General features: G+C 30.9%; 13 protein-coding genes. 1 reads left to right on the forward strand and 12 read right to left on the reverse strand.

Annotation, left to right across the window (positions count from 1 at the left end):
• The first annotated feature begins 26 nt into the window (after positions 1–26).
• Positions 27–1,676, forward strand: coding sequence for a putative manganese-dependent inorganic diphosphatase (locus tag LQK79_RS00735; RefSeq protein ID WP_231015075.1), 1,650 nt, complete (start codon positions 27–29; stop codon positions 1,674–1,676).
• A gap of 85 nt (positions 1,677–1,761) precedes the next feature.
• Here the strand turns inward: LQK79_RS00735 and LQK79_RS00740 are convergent, their stop codons facing one another.
• Genes LQK79_RS00740 through fliP form a run of 12 tightly spaced genes read right to left on the reverse strand, consistent with a single transcriptional unit; the run spans position 1,762 to position 12,447 of the window.
• Complete coding sequence (locus LQK79_RS00740) at positions 1,762–2,532, reverse strand: flagellar hook-basal body complex protein (RefSeq protein ID WP_231015076.1); 771 nt, start codon at positions 2,530–2,532, stop codon at positions 1,762–1,764.
• 40 nt (positions 2,533–2,572) lie between these two features.
• Positions 2,573–3,349, reverse strand: coding sequence for a flagellar hook-basal body complex protein (locus tag LQK79_RS00745; RefSeq protein ID WP_053243192.1), 777 nt, complete (start codon positions 3,347–3,349; stop codon positions 2,573–2,575).
• A 17-nt stretch (positions 3,350–3,366) separates the two neighbouring features.
• Positions 3,367–3,531, reverse strand: coding sequence for a hypothetical protein (locus LQK79_RS00750; RefSeq protein ID WP_231015077.1), 165 nt, complete (start codon positions 3,529–3,531; stop codon positions 3,367–3,369).
• 17 nt (positions 3,532–3,548) lie between these two features.
• The gene (locus LQK79_RS00755) at positions 3,549–4,037 is read right to left on the reverse strand and encodes a DUF6115 domain-containing protein (RefSeq protein ID WP_231015078.1); all 489 of its coding nucleotides are present in this window, start codon (positions 4,035–4,037) and stop codon (positions 3,549–3,551) included.
• A gap of 13 nt (positions 4,038–4,050) precedes the next feature.
• Positions 4,051–4,776, reverse strand: coding sequence for a FliA/WhiG family RNA polymerase sigma factor (locus tag LQK79_RS00760; protein WP_053240945.1), 726 nt, complete (start codon positions 4,774–4,776; stop codon positions 4,051–4,053).
• An 11-nt stretch (positions 4,777–4,787) separates the two neighbouring features.
• Positions 4,788–5,450, reverse strand: coding sequence for a flagellar brake protein (locus tag LQK79_RS00765; RefSeq protein ID WP_053240946.1), 663 nt, complete (start codon positions 5,448–5,450; stop codon positions 4,788–4,790).
• Between the two features lie 12 nt (positions 5,451–5,462).
• Entirely contained in the window at positions 5,463–6,326 is an 864-nt protein-coding gene (locus LQK79_RS00770; RefSeq protein WP_053240947.1) for a MinD/ParA family protein, read from the reverse strand.
• Positions 6,323–7,477 carry a flagellar biosynthesis protein FlhF gene (gene flhF / locus LQK79_RS00775; protein WP_231015079.1) on the reverse strand — a complete coding sequence of 385 codons (1,155 nt, stop codon included), beginning with the start codon at positions 7,475–7,477 and terminating at the stop codon, positions 6,323–6,325. Before flhF ends, LQK79_RS00770 begins: the two co-directional genes overlap by 4 nt.
• Positions 7,474–9,540, reverse strand: coding sequence for a flagellar biosynthesis protein FlhA (flhA, locus tag LQK79_RS00780; RefSeq protein ID WP_053240949.1), 2,067 nt, complete (start codon positions 9,538–9,540; stop codon positions 7,474–7,476). The genes flhF and flhA overlap by 4 nt, the downstream gene beginning before the upstream one ends.
• A gap of 10 nt (positions 9,541–9,550) precedes the next feature.
• Positions 9,551–11,383, reverse strand: coding sequence for a fused FliR family export protein/FlhB family type III secretion system protein (locus LQK79_RS00785; protein WP_231015080.1), 1,833 nt, complete (start codon positions 11,381–11,383; stop codon positions 9,551–9,553).
• Positions 11,384–11,392: 9 nt separating this feature from the next.
• On the reverse strand, positions 11,393–11,662 hold the full coding sequence (gene fliQ / locus LQK79_RS00790; protein ID WP_053240950.1) for a flagellar biosynthesis protein FliQ: 270 nt from the start codon (positions 11,660–11,662) through the stop codon (positions 11,393–11,395).
• Between the two features lie 5 nt (positions 11,663–11,667).
• The gene (gene fliP, locus LQK79_RS00795) at positions 11,668–12,447 is read right to left on the reverse strand and encodes a flagellar type III secretion system pore protein FliP (RefSeq protein WP_231015081.1); all 780 of its coding nucleotides are present in this window, start codon (positions 12,445–12,447) and stop codon (positions 11,668–11,670) included.

Consider the following 12,447-nt stretch of genomic DNA (forward strand, 5'->3'; position numbering starts at 1 on the left):
TGTTCAAACGAAAGGATGTGTAAAAAATGAAAGACGTTATTTACGTAACTGGACATAAAAATCCAGATACGGATTCAATATGTTCAGCTTTAGCTTATGCAGAATTTAAGAACAGAATTGGATCAACTACTGCCATACCTATACGACTTGGAGAAGTTAGCAGAGAAACTCAGTTTGCTTTAGATTATTTTGGTGTTACTGCACCTGAATTAATGCCAACTTTAAAATGTAGTGTTTCAGATCTCGACTTTGACAATACTGCTCCTATCTCATCTGAAATATCTTTAAAAATGGCATGGTCAATTATGAAAAAGTACAATGTAAAAACTTTGCCGATAGTTGATGATGATGGAAAGTTAAAGGGGATAGCTTCTGTATCCAACCTTACTTCAACATATATGGATATATGGGACAATAATATCTTAGCAAAAAGCAATACAAAAGTTGAAAATATAATCGATACTCTTGCTGCTAAAACAATATATTTAAGTGAAAAAGATCCTAAATTTCCTGGAAAAATATTAGTAGTAGCAATGCAACCAAGCAGTGCTGAAGAACATATTGAAGAAGGCGACATTGTAATTTGCGGTGATAGAAAAGATGCTCAAACTACAATTATAGATTCAAAAGCATCTCTTATGATTATTGCAGGAAATCATACTGTAAGCGATGAAATATTGAAAAAAGCAAAAGACTCAAAGGTATCAATAATCTCTACACCATATGATAGCTTTACAGCTTCAAGATTAATAGTTCAAAGTATACCAATAGGTTATGTAATGCAATCAAAGGACATTGTTTATTTTAGGACTTCAGATCTTGTTGAAGATATAAAAGATGTAATGCTAAAAACAAGATATAGGAGTTATCCTGTAATTGATGCTGACGAAAAAGTAGTTGGTTCTATATCAAGATATCATTTAATTTCACAACACAAAAAGAAAGTCATACTTGTAGATCATAACGAAATGTCTCAAGCGATAGATGGACTTCAAGATGCTGAAATATTAGAAATCATTGACCATCACAGAATAGGTGGAATGCAAACAGGAAATCCTATCTACTTTAGAAATCAACCTGTAGGTTGTTCATCTACTATAATTGCATCTATATTCTTTGAAAATGGAATAAGACCATCTAAAAAAGCAGCTGGTCTAATGGCTTCTGCTATTATATCAGATACTCTTCTTTTTAAATCTCCAACGACAACTCCTGTTGACAGAGAGATTTTAAAAAGATTATGTGAAATTGCTAACATAGATGCAGAAAAATATGCAAGTGAAATGTTTAAAGCAGGAACATCCCTTGATGGAAAAACTGTTGAAGAAATTTTCAATCAAGACTATAAAATATTCAAAATAGCTGGTAAAAAAGTGGGTGTATCTCAGGTAAGTACAATGGATCTTGAAGGTTTTGAAAAGTATAGAAAAGAAATGTTTGAATATATGAATAAAAAAGCTAATGATGAGCAATTTGATGTACTTCTTTTACTTCTCACTGATATATTAAAAGAAGCTTCCCTTGCCCTAGCAGCTGGTAGCCACAAGGACGTTGTAGGTAAAGCCTTTAACGTAGTACTTAAAGAAGACAGTGCATATCTTCCTGGAGTACTTTCAAGAAAGAAGCAAGTAATACCACCTTTAACTTCAACTATAGAAGCTTTAAATGAAAAATAAAAAAGCACTTTTAGTGCTTTTTATTTTTGGCTAAGTTTAAAATAAACTCCCTCATTTAAAACATATTTAAAACATAGTATTACTTTTATTTACTCAGACTATTTACAAGCTGCCACATTTCATCTGCTGTTTTTAAGCTTTTTGACGAAAATTCATATGCCCTTTGTGCCACTATCATGCCCGTAAGTTCTGTAACCATATCTACATTTGACTCTTCAACAAATCCCTGCTTAATTTGTGGATTTCCCACTACAGAAACTTGAGCTCCATTTTTAGGTGAGAATAAGTTATCACCTATAGAAGTCATAGAATCATCACCAACTACATTATATAAGTTAACTTTTCCAACATCCTCAATTTGATTTTCATTAATTCTTATTCCTATTTCACCATTTTCAGCTAAGACAATATTGCTATCTGAAAATTGTACAGAATTAGGATTAACCTTATACTGTATATCTAAAATATTTCCGCTGGAATCAACAATTCTTCCATTACCATCAACAGAAAATTGACCATTTCTCTCATATGCTTTTGAACCATCTGGTCTTGTAACTCTAAAATAACCATCACCAAAAATAGCAAAATCCGTTTTTTTATCTGTTTCAGAAGGAGTTCCTTGAGTATTATCTCTCATCCAATCATTTGCTTTAACTCCGGTTCCATTAATTGGATCATTGCCATTTGAAACTGGATATTCCCTTCCATTAAGGGTTTCATAAACTAAATCACTAAAAGAAACAGATTGACTTTTATACCCTACTGTACTTGAATTAGCTAAATTATTAGCTATAGCATCAAGCTTCTCCTGTTCTGCATACATACCGCTTGTACCATTCCACATTATTCTAAACATAAAAGTTCACCTCATTAAAAATTAAAATATGGTATTTTCATCACACTTTTCCAATATCATTAACTGCTTTTTCTACAGTTTCATCTATATTTTTAACTACTTTTTGATCACTTTCAAATACTCTCATAGTAGCCATCATATCGGTCATGCTTGTTAGTGGATTGACGTTTGACTTTTCAAGTGCTTTATTTCGCACAAATACCTGAGCATTTTGAATAGGATTTTGTCCATCGTATAAATTATCCCCAATTTTTTTAAGAGAATTATAATCATTAAAATCCACTAAATCTAATTTATATGCCGCTTTTCCATTTATGGTTATGTTTCCATAGTTATCTGAACCCAGTGTACCTTGACCTACTTTTATAGGCTCGTCAGCTCCCGTATTAACGTTTTTTCCCATAACATAATCTCCGGAATCATTAACAAGATATCCATTCATATTTACATGAAAATGACCATCCCTAGTATAATAGTTTTTTCCACCAACACCGCCTCTATATACTGTAAAAAAACCTCTTCCTTCTATTGCAAAATCTGTGCTGCTGTCAGTACCTTCTATTTCTCCACCAGTAAAATCAGTAATAGTATTATCTGTCTGCTGCCCAAGATTTAATTTACCCAATACTGTTCTAGTTGGAACACCGTTTTTTATACTAGAATAATTTTGAACGTACACATCATCAAAGGATCTCGAATATAAGTTGTCACCTTTAAAGCCAACAGTATCAATATTAGCAAGATTATTACTTATAACTTCCTGTTTAGCTTCCTGTGTCATCATGCCGCTAATAGCTGTATAAAATGCTCTTACCATAAATTCTCTACCTCCATTTACTTAATAACTTTCATGTCGTTAGGATATTTCATACCATAATGATAAGCTTTTTCTTCAATTTCACCCTTTGACATAGTATGACCTGAATTTATACTATACATTGCAATTGTTGCAAAAACCATGCCAATACCAATGCCAAGTAAAACTTTTCTATCAAACAAAAAATTAAAAACTTCTTTTATTTTATATATAACTTTTGAATTAATAGAACTTCCCCCTTACCAATATTAAGTCTCTGAGATATTTCATCTGTTGATAATCCATCTTTCATAAGCTTTTTTATCTCTTTAGCTTTTAAGTTTTCTTCCTCACCCATATCATTATCTTCATCTGTGATATTATTGTCTACCACAACATCTATTTTTTTATGTATTTCATGGTTACTTTTATTTATATTATCGTCAGTAAAATTTTTTTCCTTAGTTTTTAAATTTAACTTTTTTATTGACTCAATTTCTTCCTTTAAGCTTTCTATTTCTTTCTGTAATTCAAATATTGTTTCTCCAAATTCCTTCCTTAATTCACCAATTTCAAAATTATAATCTTCTGAATTAGGAGATATTCTGTCTAATTTTTCCTCAAATAAATCTTTATTATCTCTTTTTATAACTCTAATATTTATAAATATTAAAATTAATCCAATTGCAAGCAAAATAACTATAGACATTAAGTCACCTCAATTATTCATATTTCAGTACTTTGAGTTGCTTTCTAAGATGCATTATTGCTCTAGTATGCAGCTGACATACTCTTGATTCTGAAACTCCAAGAATACTTCCTATTTGCTTTAATGTAAGTCCATCATAATAATATAATGATAACACCGTCTTATCCTTTTCATTAATTAAATCAAGGGCTTTTGTAAGATACTCTATTTCTTCCTTTTCTTCAAGAGACCTTTCAGGGCTTGGACTCTTTTTGTCCTCAATAGTTCCTATGAGCGGCATATCATCATCTTCTGAAAATATTAAATCCTCAAGTGACATTACAGATATGTAGTTTATGTAACTTTCAACCTCAATAACATCCTTTACCTCAACACCTAAACCAGATGCTATCTCAAAATATGTAGGTTCTCTTAAAAGTTCTTTTTGAAGTTTTTCAACTATAAAATTATATTTATTTAACTTGTCCATAGCTCCTTTAGAAATAGGACTATTTTTCCTTAGTTCATCAATCATTGCTCCTTTTATTCTTATAGACGCATAGGTTGAAAATTTCATACCTTTACTTTCATCAAACTTATTAAGTGCATCTATAAGCCCTATCATACCATACCCAACTAAATCCTCGTAATCAATATATTTACTCTTTCCAACTATTACTCTAGATGCTATATATTTGACTAACGGTATATACTTCTTAATCATTTCCTCTCTACCATCTAAAACACCGATTATTGCCATATAAGTCCCCCCTACCTTTTTTTCATGTGTTCCCTCATAATATCGAAAGTATACAAGATTACATTTTCTCTCTGACTGCCATCAATTTCATGAAATTTAAAGCCACATACATAGGTTCCACTTTGATTTTTAATGCACCTTACACATGTACAAGGAACAAGTATATTCTTATCATGAAGTTGTAAGTAAATAATAATAATGTCATTTTTATCAAGTTTTTCATTAATTGTAATTCTTGCACCGCCGCCACTTAAATCAAGCATTGTCCCTTCTGAAAATTCTTCAAGATGCTTCAAAGAGTGATTCAATAATGCCTTGGTGATCTTTTCCTTGCCTATGACTTTGTACTTTACTTCCTTTACAATTTCAACTCTAAAATTCTTTCTTCTTTGTATTTTTCTTATTTTGTCCTCAGTAGGTACAGATATTAATATCAATGGTATCTTATCTTTTTTTCTTCCAATTACTACTGAATAAAAAGAATAAATATTTTTGTCATCACTATAAATAACCTCAACATTATCCCCGGTTATAAGACTTGCATAACTGCCACTAGCTACAGGTAAACTTATAGCTATATACTTATCCGTTATATCCTGTACATTACTTTTGTAAACATCCTTTTCCCATATAATTTCACATTTGTCATTAATATTAATAGATGAATTAGACATAACCACAACTCCTTATGAAAAAATGCTGAAAAACTTTTTAAACAACCCCTCAATTCCCTTACCTGATTTTCCATAAGTATTTCCTATTATTTTTTTTGCTATATTCTCAATATCTTTAGTCGCATTACAGTTTGGTTTTCCAATAACAAAAGGTTCTTGGTTTCTAACAGCTAACACCAAATTACTATCCTCATAAACACTTCCTAAAAATTCGATGTCCACCTTGATAAATTTCCTTACAACCTTCTGAAATTTGTTAAATGTATCAATTCCTTCCTTATGATTTAATACCCTGTTTACTATTATTTTAGCACTTGTCTTTATATTAAAATGTACCACAGCTTTGAATAAACTATAAGCATCTGTCAATGAAGTTGGTTCTGGTGTTGTAACTATAACAAGGTCATCTGAGCATGCAATAAAACCAAGTATACTTCTATTAACTCCTGCTCCTGTATCCATTATTATATAGTCCAAATCATTTAAACTTGAAATTTTTTTAAGGAAATTATCTATTTGAAATTTAGATAATTCGCTTAATTTTGTAATCCCAGTGCCACCCGGTAAAAGCTTTACACCAAATGGACCTTCTGCTATAACTTCCTCAACAGTCTTATCATTATATATTATATCAAATATATTATATTTTGGTAAGAACCCCATAAGAACATCATCATTACCCATACCAATATCTGCATCAAAAATTAGTACCTTTTTTCCCATTTTTTGAAGTGCTATAGATAAATTCACCACCATATTGCTTTTGCCTACTCCACCTTTTCCAGATGTAACAGTAATAACCTTAGGTTTATTATAATTTATATTTTCTTCTTTTTCCATAGCCATAAATCTAAGCTTTTGTGCCTGATCCATCATATACTATCCTCTCCCAATATAATACTACTAAGTTTTTCTATTGATAACTTTTTTATATCATCAGGCACATTTTGACCAATTGTAAAGTAACTAACAGGTTTACCTGCATAATTTATTATATTTATAATCGAACCATAAGTTGTAGTTTCATCTAACTTTGTTATAATTACATTTTTATAGTTTAATTTTCTATACCCCTTAACAATAGCTTCAATATCTTTATCTTTAGTAGTACAGCTAATTACAAGGCTTATATTTTGAGTCCCTGTCTTTTCTACAAAAGCTCTAAGCTCTGATATTTGCATTTCATTTTTACTACTTCTTCCTGTAGTATCAACAAGTATCACATCACAATAACTCATACTCTTTATGGCTTCGTCCATTTCCTTAAGTGTAATTACAACTCTAAATGGTATTCCCATAATATCAGCATATGTCTTAAGCTGTTCAACGGCTCCTATCCTATAAGTATCTACAGTTATAAGTCCAACTTTTTTCTTTTCTATAAGTGCAAATCTTCCTGCAAGCTTTGCTATAGTCGTGGTCTTTCCAACACCTGTTGGTCCTACAAGTGCAATGATACCATTCTCCTCAATATCACATATACTAATATTATTTTTTATAGTCTTTTTAATACTATCTTCGTCATATTCACCATTTAAATCTGATAACATTTTTTCTATACACCTATCATTTATATCCATGGCTCTAAATTCATTTTTGATTTTATCAGTTAAAGAATCACCGTGAGATTTTTCATTTGAAAGACTGCTAATAAGCTCTTTCATTTCCTTCATTTCTTTTAAAATTTCTTTTTCACTATTTTTTTGTATACTCGGGACTTCTGGACTTTTTCTTACATAGTTATTCTCTGATAATAAAGCTTTACTTGAATGCTTCTCCATAGCTTTTTTTAATGCTTTTATACTCTCTTCCATACTAGAAGACTCTATATTACTTTCATAATCATCATATTTTTGAGACTTATCAACACCAGCTGTAACTTCTATAAGCTTTTTAGAAAAAAAACCAAAAATTCCACCTTTTTTTATTTTCCTACTGCTTATTATTACAGCATTGGATCCAAGCTCTAACTTTATCTTATTTAAAGCTTCATTCATATCGTTAACTATATATTTCTTTATTATCATTGTAACCTTACAACTCCCTCAGTCTTTATTTCAATTTCATTTGGAATCTCATTTAACGATATAATGCTTACATTTGGGAATACCATTTCTGTAAGTTTTCTAAAAGCAGGTCTTATTTTAGGAGATACTAAAATAACTGGCTGCCCATCATTGAAATTAACTGAATCGATAGTATCTTTAACCGACCTAAGAATCTTGGTTGTGCTATCAGGATCAATAGCTGGGAAAGATCCTTTAACTGATTTCTGAATATTATTAGCAATAAGATTTTCTATATCTGGTGATAAAGTTACAACTGTTACACTGTTACTATCATCAATTATTCCATTGCAGATTGTTCTTCCAAGTGCCATTCTCACATACTCTGTCAAAACTTCTGTATCTTTGGTTGTTCTAGAATTATCTGCAAGGTTTTCCATTATGGTAACCATATCTTTAATTGGCACTTTTTCCTTAAGTAAATTTTGAAGAACTTTTTGAAGTTCACCTATAGTCATAAGATCAGGTATAAGCTCCTCCACAACAGCTGAATACTTTTCTTTCATAGAATCTACTATATCCTTTACTTCCTGTCTTCCAAGAAGTTCATATGAATGTGCTTTTACTGTTTCTGTAAGATGAGTAATCATAACAGTTACAGGATCAACAACTGTAAGTCCTTTTATTTCAGCCTCTTCTCTTTGATCCTTATTAATCCATATAGCTGGAAGTCCAAAAGTTGGCTCTGTAGTTTTTATTCCAGGTATATCGGAATTTTCACCTGTTGGATCCATACAAAGAAGCATGTTAGGCATTAACTCTCCCTTTGCTACAACCGTACCTCTTATTTTAAATATATATTCATTTGTATTAAGCTGCAAATTATCTCTTATTCTTATTGGCTGAACAACAATACCCATTTCAATTGCACATTGCCTTCTAACAGACGCAATTCTTTGAAATAGATCACCTCCTGAACTTTCATCTGCAAGTGGTATTAATCCATAACCTATTTCTACATCCATAGGTTCAACTGAAATAAGCTTCATTACATTTTCAGGTTCCTTACTTTGGGTTTCAATGTTCTTTTTAGTTTCACTTTCAATAGCAGCCATTTGCTTACCTAAATCATCTTTATACAAAATAAATGCAGATACCCCCACTGCAGCAGCCAAAATAATAAATACAGCATGCGGAAAGCCAGGTATCATTGCCATTACAAGTAAAACAGCTGATGCCATCCCAAGTACTTTAGGGAAAGCAGTTAATTGGCTAATAAGGTTATTTCCAAGGTTTTCACCATTTTTAGATTTAGTAACAATTATACCAGTTGATATTGAAATAAGTAACGCTGGGATCTGGCTTACAAGACCATCTCCAATAGTAAGCTTTATATAATCCTGTGCTGCTTGAGCTATTGGTAGATTTCTCATGAGTACCCCAATTATTATGCCTCCTAAACTATTGATTGCAACTATTACAATTGACGCAATCGCATCACCTTTTACAAACTTAGACGCACCATCCATAGATCCAAAAAAATCCGCCTCAAGTTGCAAATCCCTTCTTTTCTTCTTAGCTTCTTCCTCAGTTATTAGTCCTGAATTTAAATCAGCATCTATAGTCATCTGCTTTCCAGGCATAGCATCCAATGTAAATCTTGCAGCTACTTCTGCAACTCTTCCAGAACCATTAGTTATTACAATAAATTGAACTACTATTATTATGAGGAATATTACTATACCAACAACATAATTTCCTCCTATAACTAAACTACCGAAGGTGTTTATTATATCACCTGCATATCCATCAGTAAGTATAAGTCTTGTCGATGACATATTAAGTGCGATTCTAAAAAGGGTAGTAATAAGTAGCAATGTTGGAAACACTGAAAACTGAAGCACTTCAGTTGTAAACATCGAAACAAGTATTATTATAACAGAGGCTGATATATTTATCGCAATAAAAACATCTAATAAAGCTGCTGGCATAGGAATAATTAACATTAACACTATTCCTACAATAGCCAAAGATACTATAATATCAATATTATCTTTTATATTTAACTTTCTACCTTCTTCCAACATTATCCTCCTATCTTTTCTTTTTTAATTTATATACAAAAGCAAGAATTTCGGCAACAGCTTGATATATATCGACTGGTATTGCCTCATCTATATCAACTTTTGAAAATATAAGTCTAGCAAGAGGTTTATTTTCTATAATTGGAACATTGTTTTCACTTGCAATTTCTTTTATCTTAAGTGCAGTTCTATCTACACCTTTAGCAACAACCATAGGTGCCTTATCCACACCTTTCTCGTATTTAAGAGCTACAGCAACGTGAGTAGGATTTGTAATTACAACAGTAGCATCAGGTACCTTGTTCATCATAGTTCTAGAAATAATCTCTTTCATTCTCTGTTTTCTTTTACCCTTAACTTCTGGATCTCCTTCATCCTGCTTAAATTCATCTTTTATTTCCTGCTTAGTCATTTTCATATCATTTTTAAATTGACGTTTTTGATACGCAAAATCAACTATAGCAATTGTAAGCATTACTAAACTTATGCGCTTAAATATATCAACTACATATGATAGATAAGCATGAGGAATATAATTTACAACTAAATTATTAAGCTGTACAATATCTCCATAATTACTCATCAAAAATTGATATCCAACAATTCCAACTATAAAAACCACGAACATATCTTTAATAAGCTCAACTAATGTTCTCATAGAAAACATTCTTTTAAATCCTGCGGCTGGATTTATTTTTTCAAACTTAGGCTTCAAAGGTTCCATTGTATGCATAAAACCTACTTGAATTATATTTCCAGCAACACCTAAAATCATTATTGGTAAAATAAAAATTAAAATCACTTTAAAAAAGTTTATTATTGAAAATGCAAATACATTTTTCAAACCAACCTCAGTTAAATTAGGCTTTAAATAATTTTGTAAAAATTCATACATTATATCCTTAAGATATCCAAATAAGGTATCACCAAATACTGACAATATAATTGTAATGGTTATAAGTGTAATTGCAAGCGGTACCTCTTTACTTCTAGGTACTTGACCTTTTTCTTTTGCTTTTCCAAGTTTTCTAGGAGTAGCTTGCTCTGTTTTATCCGAATCTGCAAATATAATTGCAGCTGGAATAAGCTTATAAAACCCTTTATAAATATCAGGTAACGAATTAAAGGATGAAACCATAAATTTTATTATAACTGGCAATGTAAGCATAACACATACTAATCCAAGCAATATTTTTATAGGAACTCCTAAAATCATTACATTTAACTGCGGAACAGTTCTAGACATAAGCCCTAAAACTAAATCTGTAATTAAAAGGACAAGTATAACCGGTAGTGCTATTTTTAAACCTATAACAAAAAATTGTGTAAAAACATTAAAGGAAGTCATGACACTTTGAGAATTTACTACAAAAGTTCCAAGCTTAACAGCAGCAAAACTATTAACTAATTCTTTTATGAGCATAATATGTCCATCAATGGTAAAATAAAAAACAATTGAAAACATATAAAAAAGTCTCTCAAATAATGAAGCATTAGTTTGCGTTGTAGGATCATAAGATGACATCATTGAGAATCCTATCTGAAAATCAAGAAGCTGTCCTCCAATTCTTGCACCTATAAAGGTTAAATTTGCAAAAAAACCAAGTATAAGTCCTGTCATAATCTCACATACACATTGCCAAACATATAAAATACCATTATTAAGGGCCGTAGCATTTGATAAATTTATGTATGGAATAACACAAAAGGAAATCGCCAATGAAATCATTATTTTTGCTATATTAGGAAAACTTTTAGGAAATATAACTTCAAGTGCAATAAAAAACGATAGTATTCTTAAAAATATAAGAAACAATGATGTTAAATAAGTAATATCCACCATTTATCACACCTAACTTGTTATATTTGAAATCATATCAAATATTCTGCTCATAAATCCCGTCATCATGTGAAGCATCCAACTTCCAGTCATAAATCCAACTAAGACTATAGCCAAAAGCTTAGGTAAAAATGTAAGAGTTTGTTCTTGAATTTGAGTTGTTGCTTGAAATATACTTATTATAAGGCCTACTACTACTGATACTATAAGTGCTGGTGCACAAATCATAAGCCCTGTTGATACCGCATCCTTCATTACTGTTATTATCATATTTTCCGTCATCTATATCACCTCGCAAAACTCAGTACAAGTGACTTAACTACCATATACCATCCATCTACCATTACAAACAAAAGGAGTTTAAATGGCATTGATACCATAGCTGGTGGAAGCATCATCATTCCCATTGACATAAGGATACTTGCTACTACAAGGTCTATTATAAGAAAAGGTATATACAGTAAAAATCCAATTGTAAATGCAGTCTTAAGCTCACTTATAATAAAAGCTGGAATAACTATATGCATAGGCATATTTACTGCAGTGTATTTACCTTTAGACTTGTCCAATTCAATAAATAAATTTGAATCTTTCTTATAAGTATTTTTAAGCATAAACTGCCTTAATGGTTTTTTAATTCTCGTATACGCCTCTTGTTGTGTTATTTGTTTATTTAAATATGGTTGTATAGCATCTTTATTCATAGTATTATACGTTGGCATCATTATAAACATAGTAAGAAATAAAGCCAACCCTACAAGCACTTGATTAGGTGGAGATTGCTGTGTACCCATAGCATTTCTCAAGAATCCAAAAACAACTATTATTCTAGTAAAACTTGTCATCATTACAATTATAGACGGCAGCAAAGTTAAAACTGTAAGTACTAGAAGAAGTTTTATATCATCAACTAGATCACTTGGATTACTGGAACTATTATCGATAGAAATACCTACTTTAGGTACATTTAAAGTTTGCGAAGTTGTTGGCGCTGCATAAATTTTATTTCCAAAATAAAAAGCGCATATAAAAAACACCATTAAAAATATCATTTTTTTCTTTTTCAT

This window comes from Clostridium guangxiense (assembly GCF_021043395.1).
GTDB classification, from domain to species: Bacteria; Bacillota; Clostridia; order Clostridiales; family Clostridiaceae; genus Clostridium_S; species Clostridium_S guangxiense.

Coding starts and splice junctions, on each gene's coding strand:
- LQK79_RS00735 (WP_231015075.1), top strand. CDS start 27: ATGAAAGACGTTATTTACGTAACTGGACATAAAAATCCAGATACGGAT.
- LQK79_RS00740 (WP_231015076.1), bottom strand. CDS start 2,532: ATGTTTAGAATAATGTGGAATGGTACAAGCGGTATGTATGCAGAACAG.
- LQK79_RS00745 (WP_053243192.1), bottom strand. CDS start 3,349: ATGGTAAGAGCATTTTATACAGCTATTAGCGGCATGATGACACAGGAA.
- LQK79_RS00755 (WP_231015078.1), bottom strand. CDS start 4,037: ATGTCTATAGTTATTTTGCTTGCAATTGGATTAATTTTAATATTTATA.
- LQK79_RS00760 (WP_053240945.1), bottom strand. CDS start 4,776: ATGGCAATAATCGGTGTTTTAGATGGTAGAGAGGAAATGATTAAGAAG.
- LQK79_RS00765 (WP_053240946.1), bottom strand. CDS start 5,450: ATGTCTAATTCATCTATTAATATTAATGACAAATGTGAAATTATATGG.
- LQK79_RS00770 (WP_053240947.1), bottom strand. CDS start 6,326: ATGATGGATCAGGCACAAAAGCTTAGATTTATGGCTATGGAAAAAGAA.
- flhF (WP_231015079.1), bottom strand. CDS start 7,477: ATGATAATAAAGAAATATATAGTTAACGATATGAATGAAGCTTTAAAT.
- LQK79_RS00785 (WP_231015080.1), bottom strand. CDS start 11,383: ATGGTGGATATTACTTATTTAACATCATTGTTTCTTATATTTTTAAGA.
- fliQ (WP_053240950.1), bottom strand. CDS start 11,662: ATGACGGAAAATATGATAATAACAGTAATGAAGGATGCGGTATCAACA.
- fliP (WP_231015081.1), bottom strand. CDS start 12,447: ATGAAAAAGAAAAAAATGATATTTTTAATGGTGTTTTTTATATGCGCT.